Genomic DNA, 16,094 nt, shown 5'->3' on the forward strand with positions numbered 1-16,094 from the left:
TTTTAAAATAACGCCATATTAGCGCGGTCCGGAACCGTTGTGCTTATTTGCTAAATTATTTTTTAGTTAACCCGCGTGCTGTTCGACGTGGACGTTATGGAATTGCAGCGCCGCCAGGTTGGCGTAAATGCCGCCCAGCGCCACCAGGGACGCGTGGGTGCCGGTTTCGACGATCCGGCCATCCTCCATCACGATGATGCGGTCGGCGCGCTGCACGGTCGCCAGGCGGTGCGCGATGATGACGGTGGTGCGGCCGACCATCGCGGCTTCCAGCGCCTTCTGCACCAGGCGTTCGGATTCCGCGTCCAGCGCGCTGGTGGCTTCGTCCAGCAGCAGCAGCGGCGGGTTTTTCAGCAAGGCGCGCGCAATCGCGATGCGCTGGCGCTGGCCCCCGGACAGGCGCACGCCGCGTTCGCCCAGGAAGGACTGGTAGCCCTGCGGCAGGCGTTCGATGAATTCGTGGGCGGCGGCCAGTTTGGCGGCCTGGATCACTTCCGCGTCGGTGGCGTCGGCGCGGCCGTAGCGGATGTTCTCCATCGCGTCGGCCGAGAAGATCACCGTATCCTGCGGCACGATGCCGATGGCGCCGCGCAGCGTATGCAGGTCGAGGCGCGTGATGTCGACGCCATCGAGCTTGATGCTGCCGCTCTGCGGATCGTAGAACCGCAGGAACAGCTGGAACAGCGTGGTCTTGCCGGCGCCGGAAGGGCCGACCACGGCCACCGTTTCGCCGGGCTTGATATCCAGCGTCACATGGCCCAGCGCCGCCGTATCGGGACGCGAAGGATAGGAGAAGCTCACATCCTGCAGGCTCAGTGCGGCGCCGTTGGCGGCGCGCGGCGGCAGCGCCAGCGGCTGCGCCGGCGACTGGATGGCCGACTTGACCGACATCAGTTCCAGCAGGCGCTCGGTGGCGCCGGCGGCGCGCTGCGCCTCGCCCATCACTTCGGACAGCGCGCCGATGGCGCCGGCCACGATGGATGCATACAGGATGAACTGGCCAAGGTCGCCGCCGGTCATGTCGCCGTTGAGCACCGCGTGCGCGCCCAGCCACAGCACGAACACGATGGTGCCGAACACCAGCACGATGGCGATCATGGTCAGCAGCGCGCGGGCGCGGATGCGGCGCATCGCGGTGGCGAAAGCGCCTTCGACCGAGGCGCCGAAGCGGTTCGATTCGATCTTCTCATGCGTGAAGGCCTGCACCGTCGGCATGGCGTTGAGGATTTCGCCGGCCATGGCGGAAGCATCGGCGATGCGGTCCTGCGAATCGCGCGAGAGCTTGCGCACGCGGCGGCCGAACATCACGATCGGCAGCACGGTCAGGATCAGCAGGCCGATGATGATGGCCGACAGCTTGGCGCTGGTGACGAACAGCATGACCAGGCCGCCGACGAACAACAGCACATTACGCAGCGCCATCGAGATGCTGGTGCCGACCACCGCCTGGATCAAGGTGGTGTCGGTGGTGATGCGGGACAGGACTTCGCCGGTCTGCGTGGTCTCGAAAAACTCGGGGCTCTGCGTGACCACGTGTTTGTAGACCGCGCTGCGGATGTCGGCGGTGACGCGTTCGCCCAGCCAGGACACCGTGTAGAAGCGCGCCGCCGTCGCCAGCGCCAGCACCGTCGCCACGCCGAACAGGGCCAGGAACACCAGGTCGACGTGCTTGATGCTCTTGTCGCCGGCGCCGCCGAAGCCCAGGTCTATCATCTGCTTGAAGGCGGCGGGGATGGCCAGCGTGGCGCAGGCTGCCACCACCAGCGCGATGCCGGCCATGGCGAATTGACGTTTATACGGCAGCAGGAAAGGCGTCAGTCCGCGCAGGGTGGCTAGACTGCCTTTCTTGGCTTCCCTTGCTGTACTTGGAGCGGCGGCGGACATGGTGCTTGCGGTGGTGCTGTTGGTCATCGTGTGGCTGCGGTTTGTAAGTATTCTTTGTTGACGATTCGGGCGATGCTAAATTGTTCGGTGCTGCTAAAACTTGATCGGCTGGACATAGCCGGTCAGCTCCATATAGGCGCGGCCGGCCGGTTTTCCATCCCGCTCCAGTGTTACCGCGCCTTCCCAGTACACCGCGCCGGTGGAACGCCGCGAGTCCAGTTCCTGATCGTCCTGCAAAGGGACGATCTGCCACACGGTGCTGCCGGTGGTGAGCTGGGTCGCAACGGGATACTCGGCATTGGTGCGGGGCGAACGCCAACGTCGTTGCGGGGTAAAGCTGACCTGGTCCGGCGAGAACTGCGTGATCTTACCGGATGCATCGCGCCATGTCGCGTGCGCCCATAGTTTAGCACCTGTCTTGCCGCGCATCTGGAAAGCCATCAGCGCGCCGCCGCCGGCCAGGTTGGCGCCGAGCCAATCCCAGCCGGCTGCTTCGGCGGCCACATATTGGGTGGACCATTCGTGATCGAGCCAGCTGGCGCCCGTGACGGCGACCGCCTTGCCGGAGCGGGTGACTGTACCGGTGGTGGCCAACTGCGGCTCGCTGTAGTAGTAGCTGCTGTCGATAGGCCGCGGACCTTTGCGCGAAAAGCCACGGTCGCCCTGCGGCAGCACGGGCTGCGTAGGCTTTAGTGTCAACTCCAGCTTGAAGCTGGCGGCGTCGAGATGCACCTGGTAGCTGCCGTCGGCGGCACGTGTCATGTGCCAGTCTTCGAGCTTGACGTCGGTGTCGCCGACTTTGGCGTAGGACAGGCCGAAGCCTTCGCGCGCGCTGCGCTGGTCGTGCAGCAGCTTGCCGTTGGCGGGGTCGGAGACGGCCGCATGGCCGATGATCAGCTGCTTGGGCGCGAACTTGCTGGGATTGGCGGGATCGTGCGGCGTGGCGGTGCGGAAGAACGTCACCTGGAAGCCCAGCGGCTTTCCGTCCGGGGTGTTCAGCCAGCCGGTGACGTACCACCATTCGGTCTTGTAGCCGGGATGGGCGCCGAAGTCCGCCGGGAAGCGCAGCGCGGCGCCGGGCGCCAGCGGCGTCACCGTCTGGAACACCGGCTCGGCCGCCTGCGCGGACATGGTCATCAGCAGCGCCAGCGCCGCTGCACATCGTCGTATCAACTTCATCACCAGTCCTCCCTGACTGCGCGTATCGGCCCGCCCGACAGCGATTGGCGGCCGGCCAGCAGCGCGGTGAGCGCGGCGGCGGCCAGCAGCAGTCCCGCCACGGTGGCCAGCAGGGGCCATGGCAGGTGCAGTTGCATGGACCAGTGGAAGGACTGCGGATTGACGACAAATACCAGTATCAGGCTGATGATCCAGCCCAGCACGAAGCCGGTGACGATGCCGAGGCCCGTCAGCGCGCCGCCTTCGATAGCCAGTATCGACAGCACCTGGCGGCGCGTGACGCCGACGTGGCGCAGCATGCCGAACTCCTTGGCCCGCGCCAGTGTCTGCGCCGAGAAGGTCGCGGCCACGCCGAACAGGCCGATGACGATGGCGATCGCCTCCAGCAGATAGGTGATGGCGAAGCTGCGGTCGAAGACCTTCATGCTGATCTCGCGGATTTCGGTAGGCGCGGTGGTTGTCAGCGCGGCGCCGAATGGCAGCTGCTTCAGGGCCTTGTCCGTATCGGCGGCCTTGGCGCCGGGCTTGAGCCACAGCGCGACGTTGCTGGCTTCCATGTCGCCGGTGATGGCGCGGTAGTCGTCCAGCCGTATCTGGACCGAGCCGGTAGGGCGCGCATAGTCGCGCCACACGCCTGCCACCTGGAACGCGTGCAGCTTGCCGTTGAGCGGCAGTTCGATGCGCTGACCTACATGCGTTCCGTACAAGTCGACCATGGCTTCGGACACCCACACCGGCGGCGGCGCTCCGGGCCCCGGCGCCTGCGTGGCGCCGACGATGGCCAGCGCTGCGCCGGGATCGGCGACATCGAGATCGCGCGCCATCAGGGCGACTGGCGGCCGGGCCGAGGTCAGCGAAACGGCGCGCACCCGCAGGAAGTCGGCCTTGGCGACGCCGGGAAGGGCGGCGATGGCCGCCTGCTCCTGCGGCCGCAGGCCGGCGGTAGTGCCGGCGCTGGCGACGCTGACGTAGATGTCTGCGGGCAGGATGTGCTGCAGCCAGTCGTCGAGCGACACGCGGAAGCTGGACACCATGATCGCCATCGCCACCATCAAACTAAAGCTCGACAGCACGCCGCCCAGTGCGATGCCGGCCTGGCTGGAGGCGTTGGCAAGCCGCGACAGCGTCAGCGTCACCACCGGCGAGGCGCCCGGTTTGTGGGCGGTGGCGGCGCTCCAGCGCTGGTGCGCGAGGCGGAACACGATGGCGGCCAGGCGCGGCATCAAGGCGATGGCGCCGACCAGCAGCAGGGCAATCGACAGGTAGCCGAACAGCGGCAGTTCGAACACCGGCGGCGCCTGCGACAGCAACGCGGCCAGCGCGATGCAGGCCAGCGCCGGCCAGGCCCTGGACAGCCGCGACATCGCCGCTTCCTCCGTGCCGGATTTGAGCGCGACCGCAGGCTTGGCGCGCGCCGCATCCAGCGCCGGCGCGGCGCATCCCAGCAGGGCAACGACCACGCCCAGCGTAAAGTAGACGATGGCGGCGACCGGTGTGAACTGCACCTGCGGCCGCACGCCGGAGAAGAAGCCAGCGCCCAGGTCTGCGCCCATGAAGTGCAACGCGGCCGCCGCCATGCCGTAGCCGGCGGCGATGCCGATGGCGGAGCCGGCGATGCCCAGGCTCAGGCCTTCGATCATGATCTGGCGCAGCAGGTGCTTGCGGTCCATGCCCAGCACGCGCAGCAGCGCGAACTGGCTGCGCCGTCGTATCACCGACAGCGCCTGCGTGGAGAACACGAGGAAGGCGCCGGTGAACAGCGCGACCAGCGCCAGTACGGTCAGGTTGACGCGGTAGGCGCGGCTCATGCCTTCGTTGCGGCTGTTCTGTTCTTCGTCGTTGGGCTGGTTGACGCGGAAGCGGCCCGGGTAATCGTGCTGCAGCTGCTGTTCCAGCTCCGCCTTGAAGGTATCGCGGTTGACGCCGTCGCGCAGCTTGAGATCGATGCGGGACAACTGGCCGAGCTTCTCGAAGCGCCACTGTGCGGCGCCGAGGTCCATCACGCCGATGCGCTGCCCGGCACGGGCGCGTTGCAGCGAACCGGCCACGCGCAGTTTCAGTTCGCCGACGCCCACTTGCAGCTTCAGTTGCCCGCCGTCGGCCAGCTTGAGCCACTGCTGGGCGGCGGGCGAGAGGAACAGGGCGTCGTCGGCCAGCGTATCGGTCACGTGGTCTTCGGATGGAGCGCCGACCAGGTCGGACGAGATGAAGCTGGCGCGGAAGGCGTCGATGCCGAGGATTTTCAGCGCTGTGGATTCGCCGGGTACGGAGGCGTCGAACTCCAGCACCGGCGAGGCCACGGCCACGCCCTGGCGCTGCGCCAGCATCGGGTAGACGGCTTCGTCGAAGAACGGCTCGGTGCCGCGCACCTGGATATCGGCCACGCCGGACAGCCCCTTGATGGCGGACGAGAATTCGTTGAACGCGGCGGCGTTGATCAGGTGGATGGCGAAGCCCAGCGAGATGCCGACGGCGATGGCGGCAATCGCCACCAGCGCCCGCAGCGGGTGCGCGCGCCATTCGCCCAGCAGCAGCCAGCGGGAAAGGCGGCCCATTGCGGCGCTGCGAGTGAATTCCTGTATCGGTTCAGGCATTACTGTGGACACTCCAGCGCCAAGGTTTCACCGGCGCGCTTGGCGCGAAGCTTGGCGGTATCGAGCTTGGCGACGGATGCGCTGCGCACGTCTTCGTCGGCCCATTGCTTGTTCAGTTTGAGCTTGCCGCACTTCTTGCGTTGTGCGGCTGCGGCTTGCGCGGCCTTTTCGGCGGCGCGGTCGTCCTGGTCTTCGCGCCGGTGGCGGGCTTTCTCCAGCGCCGCCGCTTGCTTCTTTTGCCGCGCCAGATCGGCCGCAGCTGCCGGATCGGCCGGCGGCGCGGCTGGGACCACCAGCGTCGTCGCGGACGCGGCGGCGGACGGGCAGGGCGTGTCGCTATAACTGACCTTGCCGTCCACCGTGCATTTGTAGACGCCTTGCGCCTGCGCGCTCAACGCGGCAAGGCAGAGCAAGACCCCGCACATCATAGCCTTCATAGTACCTTCCCCGGATTCATGATGCCCAGCGGGTCCAGCGCCGCTTTGATGGCGCGCATCATGTTCAGCTCTACCGCCGATTTGTAGTGGGCCAGTTCGTCCCGCTTCAGCGCGCCGATGCCGTGCTCCGCCGAAATCGAGCCGCCGAAGCCCACCACGCTGTCGTGCACCACGCGGTTGATCTTTTCCTGGTTGCGCAGGAAGTCCTCATTGGAGATGCCGTCCGGCGGCGCGACGTTGTAGTGCAGGTTGCCGTCGCCCAGGTGGCCGAAGCACACCAGCTGGCAGCCCGGGAATGCCGCTTCCAGCAAGGGGCCGGTGGCGGCGATGAAGTCGGCGATGCGCGACACCGGCAGCGAGATATCGTGCTTGATGTTCTTGCCGGCCTTGGCCTGCGCCAGCGGGATGTGTTCGCGCAGCTGCCACAGCCCGGCCGATTGCGCCACCGAAGCCGCCACCACGGCATCGCTGACGATATCCCGGTCCAGCGCCGCGCCGATGGCGTTTTCCAGCAGGCCGACGGCATGCTGCTCCGATTCGCTGCTCGACAGCTCCATCAGCACATACTGCGGATGCGGTGCGGCGAAAGGCTTGGGTAGCGACGGGAACTGCTGCGCCACCAGGTTCAGGCAGTACTGCGACATCAGTTCGAAGCCGGTCAGGCTTGAGCCGCAATGGTCCTGCATCAGGTTCAGGAGTTGGAGCGCGTGCGTGGGCGACGGCAGCGCGGCCAATGCGGTGATGCTGGCCTTGGGCTGTGGGTAAAGCTTGAGCACCGCGCCGGTGATGACGCCCAGCGTGCCTTCGGCGCCGATGAACAGATCACGCAGGTCGTAGCCGGTATTGTCCTTGCGCAGGCCGCGCAAGCCGCTCCAGATCTCGCCTTGCGGCGTGACCACCTCCAGCCCGAGGCACAGTTCGCGCGTGTTGCCGTAGCGGAGAACCGCCGTGCCGCCGGCATTGGTGGACAGGTTGCCGCCGATGGTGCAGCTGCCTTCGGCCGCCAGCGACAGCGGGAACAGGCAGCCCTCGGCGGCGGCGGCTTCCTGCACTTGCTGGAGGATGCAGCCCGCGTCCACGGTCATGGTGCGGTTGATAGCATCGACCTGGCGGATGGCGTTCAGCCGCGCCAGCGACAGCACCACGGCGCCGCCGCCGGCATCGGGCACGCTGCCCAACACCAGGCCGGTGTTGCCGCCCTGTGGCACCAGCGCCACGCGCCACTGCGCGCAAGCCCGCACCAGCGCCGCCACCTGTTCCACCGTCGCAGGGCGCAGCACCGCCAGGGCCTTGCCGGTGAAACGGCCGCGCCAATCGGTGAGGAAGGGCGCCATGTCCGCTGGCGTGTCGAGCACAAAAGCATCGCCCACCACGGAGCGGCAGTGGGTGAGGAAGTCTGTCATTTGACGGTGTTGACCTTGACCTTGTCCAGCAATTCCTTGGCCAGCTTCTTGGCCGCCTTCTTGTAAGGGCGCAGATACATGACGGCGCACACGAAGTAGACGCAGACGATCAGCGCCTCGCCCCAGCCCAGCCATGCGGACAGGGTGCCCTTGTCGCTCCAGCCGCGCACCACGCCTTCGGTGAAGTACAGCAGTATCATCATCGAGGTCCACTGCAGGGTGTAGATGTCGCGCTTCCACACGCCGTACAGCGGCAGCAGCAGCGGCGCGGCCTTCAGCACCAGCCACGAGCCGCCCGGATGCAGCGGCGCCAGCACCATTTCCCACAACACGCACCAGATAATCAGCGTCACCAGGCTGCCGATGGCGCCCCAGTGACAATACTTTTGCATCGTGTTTTCCATCATGCGTCCCTGTTCAAGCGGCGGCGCGCAGTTTGACGGCCGTTTCGGCCAGGCGCCGGCCCAGCGCGATGGCCAGGCGTTTTTCATCTTCGGTGATGGTCTTCTTGCCGTCAAGGCCGGACCAGTGGCTGGCGCCGTAGGGCGTGCCGCCGCTGGAGGTAGTCATCAGTTCCGGGTTGGTGTAGGGCAGGCCGAGCACCATCAGGCCGTGGTGGAACAGCGGTATCATCATCGACAGCAGCGTCGATTCCTGGCCGCCGTGCAGGCTGCCGGTGGACGTGAACACGCATGCCGGCTTGCCGGCCAGCGCGCCGGACAGCCACTGGGCCGCCGTGCCGTCCCAAAAATACTTCATCGCCGAGGCCATGTTGCCGAAGCGCGTGGGCGAGCCGACCGCAAGGCCCGCGCATTCGGCCAGGTCTTCCAGCTCGACGTAGGGAGCGCCATCGGCCGGCACGTCCGGTTCGGTGGCTTCGGCCACGGTCGATACGGCTGGAACCGTGCGCAGGCGCGCGTCGCAGCCCGGTACGCTCTCCACGCCCTGGGCGATCAGTTCGGCCAATTTGCGCGTGGCGCCATGGCGTGAGTAAAACAATACGAGAATAATCAGATTGGCTTGGTTCATCGGCGGTATTATAGGGCGCTTTAGAGGGTGGCAGCGTCGCCACCTTGTATTTCGATTATCGCTCATGTACGAAAAATATATACACCCGGTTTTACAGTATGTTTCCCGCAGTTGCCGTAGCGGGATAGACACAGTACGTTCGTTGTCCTGGCCCGAAGTGCGCGACCTGTTCCTGTTTGCCCACCGCCGCCTGCGCGAGGAGAGCCTGCCGCAAGTGGCCGGCAGTCTCACTTTCACCACGGTGTTCGCGCTGGTGCCGTTGCTGACCATCGCGCTGGCGATCTTCACCACCTTCCCGCTGTTTAACACCTTCCGCACGTCGCTGGAAGCCTACTTCGTGCAAAGCGTGATGCCGAAGTCGATCTCCAGCACGATCTTGAACTACCTGACCATGTTCGCCTCCAAGGCCACGCGGCTGTCGGCGGTGGGCGCGGTGGCGCTGATTTTCACGTCGATCGCGATGATGAATTTGATCGAGCGCGTTTTCAACCGCATCTGGCGCGTGCGCGCCGAGCGGCGCTGGACCAAGCGCATCCTGGTCTACTGGGCCATCATCACGCTCGGACCTTTGCTGATCGGCGTGTCGCTGACCTTGTCGGGCCAGGTATTCATGGCCACCAGCGACCTGATAGGCGACGTGCCGGTGATCGGCGCCTTGATCTACACGGTGTTGTCGCTGGCGCTGACCACGGCAACCTTCACGCTGCTGTACGTGGCGGTGCCGAACCGCGACGTGGACTGGTACGACGCGGCCTGGGGCGGCCTGGTGGCCGGCCTGGCGTTCGAGGTGGCCAAGCGCGGTTTCGCGGTGTTCATCACACAGTTCCCGACGTATTCGAAGATCTACGGCGCGCTGGCGGCGCTGCCGCTGTTCCTGCTGTGGGTGTATGTGTCGTGGATGATTACGCTGTTCGGCGCGCTGCTGGTGGCCGCGCTGCCGGTGGTGAAGTACGAGCGCTGGTGGCATGAGGCGCAGCCGGGCGGCGAATTCGTCGATGCGATGGCGATCCTGCGGGTGCTGCATGTGGCCTGCAAATGCGGCGATACGGCGCTGGTCAGCGCGGGCGCGATCCGCGCGCGCACGCGGCTGGGCTTCGACGAGATGGACGCGCTGCTGGAAAGGATGATGGCCGAAGGCTGGGTGGGGCGTGTCAAGGTCGATGCGCCGCAGCGCGTCCAGTGGGGCAAGCGTATCAGCGACGGCGGCGATCATTGGGTCATCCTGGCCAATGTCGAGAAGTTGACGCTGGCCGAGGTCTATCGCCTCTTCGTGTTCTCCGGCATGCCGATCAACGCCGGTGTGGTATCGGACAGCGACGACGAGCGCGACCTGCAAGCCGCGCGCGCCGCCGCGTCGCTGGCGCGCGAGGTGGAAGCGGCTGTCGAGGCGGGCCTGGGCAAGACCCTGGCCGAGCATTTCGGGCCGATCGACTGCCGTTAAGCTCTAGGTCAGGCCGCGCTGCTGGCGCGCGCCAGGCTTGAGCGGGCTCCCGCCACGGCTTGCAGCCGCTCTTGCAGGTAGGTGCTCAGCCGAGGATGCTGGCTGAACGCGACGTTAAAGCGAATGTGCTGGTCGGGCGTGTCGTTGGCCGAGAAGGCGGCGCCCCGCATCAGCAGGATGTTGTTGCGATAGGCGTCCTGCACCAGCAAGTCCACGTCCAGGCCTTCCGGCATGGTGCCCCACAAGAAGATGCCCGCATCGCCGGGCTGCTCGAACAGCACGCCCGCCGCGCTCAGTTGCTGCGTGCTGGTGTTACGCGCCGCCATGATCTTGCGTTGCATGCGGTCCAGGTGCTTGCGCAGGTTGCCGGCTTTGAGTACCTCCAGCAGCACGTACTCGTTCAGCGCCGGCATCGTCATGATGGCGTGGATCTTGGTCCGCATCAGCACTTTGAGCAGGGCCGGGGCGGCGGCGAGATAGCCCATCCGCAAGGCAGGACTGAGCGCCTTGCAAAAACTGGAATAGTAGATCACGCCGTCCAGCCCGGCCAGGGACGCCAGCCGCGTGCTGTGGCTGTGCTGGAAATGGCCGTGCACGTCATCCTCGGCGATCAGGAAGCCGTGCTGCTGCGCCAGTATCAAGACCTTGTGCAAATTGGCGGCGCTGCTGCTCCAGCCGGTCGGGTTGTGCAAGGCCGTTTGCACGAACAGCAGGCGCGGGCGGTGCTCGCGGCAGGCCGCCTCCAATGCATCGAGGTCGAGGCCGTCGGGGCCGCGCTTGACGGGCACCAGGCGTATGCCATCCTGGCGCAAGCGGCCGAACATCAGGAAGTAGCCGGGATCTTCCACCAGCACGGTGTCGCCGGGTTGCAGAAAACTACGGCAAATCAGGTCGATCGCGTGGGTGCCGCCCAGGTTCGTCAGTATGTGGCTGGCGTCGGCGGCGATGCCGATGCCGCGCAACAGCAAGGCGATATGCTCGCGCAGTTCCGGCAGGCCTTGCGGCGGGCAGCGCGAGGCCATGCCTGCGGCGCTGCGCGTCAAGGCCTTTTGCACGGCGCTGGCCGGCACGGCGTCCTCCAGCCAGGTCGGCGGCAGGGCGCCGCTGCTGGCCAGCAGGATGCCGGGGCGCTGATCGTTGGCCTGCTGCGCCAGCCAGACAGGCTCCTGTTCCACACCCGCTTCCAGCGCGACTTCATCGGGAATAGACTTGCCGGCATCGTTGGGCGCGCTCACAAAAAAACCCGCCGTGCCGTGCGAATCGATGACGCCGGCGGCGACCAGCCGGTCATAGGCCACCACCACGGTATTCGTGCTGACGGCCAGCTGGGTGGCCAACTGGCGTATCGACATCAGCTTGGCGCCGCCGGGCAGCGCGCGGCTCTCGACCATGTGGCGCAGTTGGGCCTCAATCTGCTTGGACAGGGGGATGGGAGAGGTGCGGTCGATGGCGAACATGGCGAGAGTCTAGCGTAAAAACATCACGGCCAGTACGAGCAGGATGGCGCCCATCGTCAAATTGAAGATGCGCTGCTTGCGCGGGTCTTTCAGCAAGTGGCGGATCGAGACGCCAAACAGCGCCCACATGGCATTGCACGGCGCGCCGACAGCGGTGCCTATCGCCGATACCAGCAGCGCATCGGCGACCGTATTGTGCCCGGCGGGCATGAACACCGAGGCCACGGTGACGGCCTTGACCCAACTCTTGGGGTTGAGCGCCTGGAATACCGTGGCCTGGAAAAACGACACCGCCTTGGGCGCCTGCGCCGCCCCCATCGATGCGCCGCTGAGCTTCCAGGCCAGGAATACGAGGTATAGCGATCCCGCGATACGCAGCACCTGATGCGCCAATGGGTAGGTGACGAAGACGGTGCCCAGCCCGACGCACATCAGCATGGTCTGCACGAACATGCCGGCCTGGATGCCCAGCACGACCGGCAGCGCGCCACGGCCGCCGAAATTGGCGCCGGTGGTGGCGAGCATGACGTTGTTCGGCCCGGGCGTGGCCGACATCACGAAGCAATAGATTATCAAGGGCAGGAGTTCGGTCATGCGATGCCTTCACAGTTTGGGAGTGCTGCCAGTCTAGGAGCGCGGCGCGGCGGGCACAAGGCACAAGAGCCAGGGTACAGGCCCATGCTGTATCAGTCGATCTACCGCTACAGTTGCCCATCGTTCGGATGTCGTTATAGAATCGGCATTCATTAAAATCAACTAGGAGACGTCATGCTGAGAATGCCGATTGCGGTGGTCTTGTTGGGAGTTGCAGGTGTGGCGTCGTCAGCCCAGCAGCCGCATCCGCCGGGTTTGGGCGAGCGCGGCAACGAGGCCAGCATCGCGGTCGACATCAACGCGGCGGGCCAGGTGGCCGGCATCATCGAGGAAGACAATGGTCGCCAGCGCGCGGTGCTGTGGGATAAGCGCCTGGTCGAACTGGGCACCCTGGGCGGCAGCGACAGCTTCACCCGCGGCATCAACATCGGCGGCGATGTCGTCGGCTCGGCCCAGGACAGCGACAACCACTGGCGCGCTTTCGTCTTCCGCGCCGGCCTGGCGATGCGCGACCTGGGCACGCTGGGCGGCAACAGCAGCTACGGCATGGGCATCAGCCGCTCCGGCCAGGCGGTCGGATACGCCGACACCAGCGACGGCTACTTCCATGCCTTCTCCACCGGCCGCAATGGCGACGGTCCCCTGGTCGACCTGGGCACCTTGGGCGGCAACATCAGCTACGCGGCCGGCGTCAACACCGACGGCGTGATCGTCGGCACGGCGGCGCTGTCGGACGGCTATCGCCGCGCCTTTATCTACAAGCCCGGCGAGGGCATGAAGGACCTGGGCACGCTGGGTGGCCGCTCAAGCGGAGCCACCGCTGTCAACGATTCCGGCGTGGTGGTGGGTACCTCGGAAACGCCGGAGCGCCGCTGGCATGCCTTCGTCCATGACGGCAAAAAAATGGTGGACCTGGGTGCGCTGATCGGCTACGGCGACAGCTTCGCCACGTCCATCAACGCCGCCGGCCACGTGGTCGGCAGCATTCGCATCGGCGACGAGCGCCGTTCCTTCGTCTACCGCGATGGCAAGATGAGCGTGCATCCGGGCGGTTTCGGGCTGTACCTCGTCAATAACATCAACGCCGAGGAACTGGTGATCGGCGCGCGGTACGTCGGCAAGAAGTTCCAGGCATCGACCATGCACTCGGCCCAACGCCCGGTCGTCACCCACGGCGGCACCGACCTGGTGTCGCTGATCCTGGTGGTGTTGGCCGGCACCGCCGGCATTGTGATCTACCGCCGCCGCTATCGCGGCATCGTGATGCAGGGCGCGAACCGGATTATCCGCTTCAAGTTCCCGCAAAACTGAACAGCGCGTCCAGCACCGCATCCGGCTGCTCGCTCATCAGCGAGTGGCCGCTGTCCACCGTCACCACCTTGCCGTGGCTGATGGTGGAGGTCAGCAGTTTGGTGGACTTGGGCGGCGTCATCATGTCGCGCGCGCCGAACAGGAACAGGGTAGGGCAGCGCACCGCCTGCGCGGCCGCCTCGCCGTTGGCGTAGGCGTTACAGGCCGTGAAGTCGGTGTAGAACACCTGCTGCGGATTGATCTGCGAGATGCGCTGCATCAGCCGGCGCGCGCCACCCATCGTATTGAAGCCCGGCCCGGGGCATGACGGCTTCTGCGCGATCGTCGAATGCGACCAGATGTTGACCATGTCGATGGCGCTCTGCTCATCGGTGCGCGAGGTTTCCAGCAGCGCGTCCGACACCTTCATCGGATAGGTCGAACCCACCATGCCCAGGTGCGTGACGCGCTGCGGCGCCTTGTGCGACGCCTCCAGCGCGATCAACGATCCCATGCTGTGGCCGAACAGCGCGGCCTTTTGCACGCCGGCCGCGTCCAGCACTTGCAGCAGCCAGTCCGCCAGTTCCGGCACGCCGGTCTTGGCCGCGCCCTTGCTGCGGCCGTGGCCCGGCAGGTCCACAGCCAGCACGCTGTAGCCGTGATGGGCGAAGTAGCGGGTCTGCAAGGCCCACACCGAATGGTCGTTCTGCGCACCGTGGATGAACACCACGGTCGGCAGGGCGGCGTCGAACGGCTTGCCGCCGGTGTAGCAGTAGGCGTCCACGCCTTGTACGGTCAGCAGCATGTCATGCTCCTTTCTGCGACAGCTTCAGGCCGCGCGCAAGGTCTTCGATCAGGTCGTCCACATCCTCCAGTCCCACCGACAGCCGCATCGTGCCTTCGGTGATGCCCGATGCCGCCAGCTGGTCGGCCGGGACGCGGAAGTGCGTGGTGGAGGCGGGATGGATCGCCAGCGACTTGGCGTCGCCGACGTTGGCCAGGTGCGAGAACACTTTCAGGCTGTCGACGAAGCGGCGGCCGGCGGCGCGGTCGCCCTTCAGGTTGAAGGAGAACACGGCGCCGCAGCCTTTCGGCAGCAGGCGCTTGGCCAGTTCGTAGTCCGGGTGCGACTCCAGCTCGGGATAGGACACCGATTCCACGGCGGGATTCGACAGCAGGAACTCGACCACCTTGCGGGTGTTGGCCACGTGCCGGTCCATGCGCAGGCCCAGGGTCTCCACGCCCTGCAGCACGGCGAAGGCGTTGTGGGGACTCATGACGGCGCCGAAGTCGCGCAGGCCTTCGCGCCGCGCGCGCAGCGCGAAGGCGCCCACGGTCGATTCTTCCGCGAACACCATGCCGTGGAAGCCGTCGTACGGCTCGCACAGTTCGGCGTAGCGGCCGGTCTTGTCGTAGGCGGCCTGCCAGTCGAAGGTGCCGCCGTCCACCAGCAGGCCGCCGATGGCGGTGCCGTGCCCGCACAGGAACTTGGTCGCGGAGTGGAACACCAGGTCGGCGCCATGTTCGAAGGGCTTGAGCAGATAGGGCGTGGTGAAGGTGGAATCCATCATCAGCGGCAGGTGCTGTTCGTGCGCGATGGCGGCGACGGCTTCGATGTCCAGCACGTCCAGGCCTGGATTGCCCAGCGTCTCGGCAAACAGCACCTTGGTGTTGGGCCGGATCGCCGCGCGCCAGGCGTCGAGGTCGCGCGGGTCGACGAAAGTGGTCTCGATGCCGAAGCGCTTGAGCGTGTAGGCCAGCATATTGTGCGAACCGCCGTACAGCGCGCGCGAGGCGACGATGTGCGAACCGGCGCCGGCGATGGTGGCCAGGCCCAGATGCATCGCGGCCTGGCCGCTGGCGGTGGCGATGCCGGCCACGCCGCCTTCCAGCGCGGCGATGCGCTCCTCCAGCACCGCATTGGTCGGGTTCGAAATGCGCGAGTAGACGTGGCCGGCGCGCTCCATGTTGAACAGCGAAGCGGCGTGGTCGGAGTCCTTGAACGCAAAGGATGAGGTGAAGTAGACGGGCGTGGCGCGTGCGCCGGTGGCTGGGTCGGGCGTGGCGCCGGCGTGCAGGGCGAGAGTATCAAATCCGGGGTATTTGGGTCCGCTCATATGGTCTCGTTGGAGTTATAGGAATGCCCGGCATCCTACCCTGAATCGCGGCTGGGCAACAGCACTGTAAAAATGTTGCGATTTGCTTATCCGGATCGCTGGATTTTTTGCCGGGCATAGGCTACATTCGCTATAAGGCTACAATAACTAGAAACCCCATTCACATAGCCCATATCAGCGGACAGGACGGCCCAAAATGAAAGTCTCCGAAATTCTTCAGGTTAAAGGCAGCATTCTTTATACGATTTCTCCTGACCAGCCGTTGGCGGACGCCGCCAACACGATGGCGGAAAAAGACATCGGCTCACTGGTGGTCATGGAATTCGGCGACCTGGCCGGCATGCTGACCTTCCGCGAAGTGCTGCGTGCCTTGCACGAAAACGGCGGCACCGTCGGCGCCGGCACGGTGCGCAAGCACATGGACGATCATCCGATCACCGTCACGCCGGATACCGAAGTCAATGAAGTGCGCCGCATCATGCTGGAAAAGCACGCGCGCTATCTGCCGGTGATGAACGCCAAAACCATCCTCGGCGTGATCTCGTTCTACGACGTGGCGCGTGCGGTGCTGGAGGCGCAGAGCTTCGAGAACCGCATGCTCAAGGCTTACATCCGCGACTGGCCGGCCGAAACGGCGGACCAATCCGACTAGGCTCTGCGGGCAGCGCC

The 16,094-nt window shown here is 65.8% G+C and carries 14 protein-coding genes; 3 read left to right on the top strand and 11 right to left on the bottom strand.

Going from position 1 to position 16,094, the window contains the following annotated elements; genetic code table 11:
• Nucleotides 1-66: 66 nt before the first annotated feature.
• The 7 genes from DUGA2_RS23005 to wrbA form a co-directional block, all read right to left on the bottom strand.
• Nucleotides 67-1,911, bottom strand: coding sequence for an ABC transporter transmembrane domain-containing protein (locus DUGA2_RS23005; protein WP_070271747.1), 1,845 nt, complete (start codon nt 1,909-1,911; stop codon nt 67-69).
• A gap of 66 nt (nt 1,912-1,977) precedes the next feature.
• A complete protein-coding gene (locus DUGA2_RS23010; protein ID WP_070271748.1) occupies nt 1,978-3,063 on the bottom strand; it encodes a lipocalin-like domain-containing protein in 1,086 nt (361 codons plus the stop codon).
• A complete protein-coding gene (locus DUGA2_RS23015) occupies nt 3,063-5,618 on the bottom strand; it encodes an FtsX-like permease family protein (RefSeq protein WP_229214756.1) in 2,556 nt (851 codons plus the stop codon). Before DUGA2_RS23015 ends, DUGA2_RS23010 begins: the two co-directional genes overlap by 1 nt.
• Before the next feature lie 38 nt (nt 5,619-5,656).
• A complete protein-coding gene (locus tag DUGA2_RS23020; protein ID WP_070271750.1) occupies nt 5,657-6,094 on the bottom strand; it encodes a DUF4124 domain-containing protein in 438 nt (145 codons plus the stop codon).
• On the bottom strand, nt 6,091-7,497 hold the full coding sequence (locus tag DUGA2_RS23025; RefSeq protein ID WP_070271751.1) for an FAD-binding oxidoreductase: 1,407 nt from the start codon (nt 7,495-7,497) through the stop codon (nt 6,091-6,093). Before DUGA2_RS23025 ends, DUGA2_RS23020 begins: the two co-directional genes overlap by 4 nt.
• A complete protein-coding gene (locus DUGA2_RS23030; protein WP_008448122.1) occupies nt 7,494-7,901 on the bottom strand; it encodes a DUF2069 domain-containing protein in 408 nt (135 codons plus the stop codon). The genes DUGA2_RS23025 and DUGA2_RS23030 overlap by 4 nt, the downstream gene beginning before the upstream one ends.
• 13 nt (nt 7,902-7,914) lie before the next feature.
• On the bottom strand, nt 7,915-8,526 hold the full coding sequence (gene wrbA / locus DUGA2_RS23035) for an NAD(P)H:quinone oxidoreductase (RefSeq protein WP_008448125.1): 612 nt from the start codon (nt 8,524-8,526) through the stop codon (nt 7,915-7,917).
• A 64-nt stretch (nt 8,527-8,590) separates the two neighbouring features.
• On the opposite strand from wrbA, the gene DUGA2_RS23040 reads away from it, so the two are divergent.
• The gene (locus tag DUGA2_RS23040) at nt 8,591-9,967 is read left to right on the top strand and encodes a YihY family inner membrane protein (RefSeq protein ID WP_070271752.1); all 1,377 of its coding nucleotides are present in this window, start codon (nt 8,591-8,593) and stop codon (nt 9,965-9,967) included.
• Nucleotides 9,968-9,975: 8 nt separating this feature from the next.
• On the opposite strand, the gene DUGA2_RS23045 is transcribed toward DUGA2_RS23040, so the two are convergent.
• Nucleotides 9,976-11,424, bottom strand: a complete 1,449-nt coding sequence (locus DUGA2_RS23045) for a PLP-dependent aminotransferase family protein (protein ID WP_070271753.1) — start codon at nt 11,422-11,424, stop codon at nt 9,976-9,978.
• Between the two features lie 9 nt (nt 11,425-11,433).
• Complete coding sequence (locus tag DUGA2_RS23050) at nt 11,434-12,018, bottom strand: LysE family translocator (protein WP_070271754.1); 585 nt, start codon at nt 12,016-12,018, stop codon at nt 11,434-11,436.
• A 174-nt stretch (nt 12,019-12,192) separates the two neighbouring features.
• On the opposite strand from DUGA2_RS23050, the gene DUGA2_RS23055 reads away from it, so the two are divergent.
• Nucleotides 12,193-13,329 carry an HAF repeat-containing protein gene (locus DUGA2_RS23055; RefSeq protein ID WP_070271755.1) on the top strand — a complete coding sequence of 379 codons (1,137 nt, stop codon included), beginning with the start codon at nt 12,193-12,195 and terminating at the stop codon, nt 13,327-13,329.
• On the opposite strand, the gene DUGA2_RS23060 is transcribed toward DUGA2_RS23055, so the two are convergent.
• Complete coding sequence (locus DUGA2_RS23060; protein ID WP_070271756.1) at nt 13,310-14,113, bottom strand: alpha/beta fold hydrolase; 804 nt, start codon at nt 14,111-14,113, stop codon at nt 13,310-13,312. The two genes, DUGA2_RS23055 and DUGA2_RS23060, sit on opposite strands and share 20 nt — an antisense overlap.
• 1 nt (nt 14,114) lies before the next feature.
• Nucleotides 14,115-15,425, bottom strand: coding sequence for an O-acetylhomoserine aminocarboxypropyltransferase (locus DUGA2_RS23065; RefSeq protein ID WP_070271757.1), 1,311 nt, complete (start codon nt 15,423-15,425; stop codon nt 14,115-14,117).
• 196 nt (nt 15,426-15,621) lie between these two features.
• Between DUGA2_RS23065 and DUGA2_RS23070 the strand changes: the two genes are divergently transcribed.
• Nucleotides 15,622-16,077 (top strand): CBS domain-containing protein, encoded by a 456-nt coding sequence (locus DUGA2_RS23070; RefSeq protein WP_008448140.1) that lies wholly within the window; start codon nt 15,622-15,624, stop codon nt 16,075-16,077.
• Nucleotides 16,078-16,094: the final 17 nt, after the last annotated feature.

Source organism: Duganella sp. HH101 (assembly GCF_001758795.1).
In the GTDB taxonomy this organism is placed as follows: domain Bacteria; phylum Pseudomonadota; class Gammaproteobacteria; order Burkholderiales; family Burkholderiaceae_D; genus Rugamonas; species Rugamonas rivuli.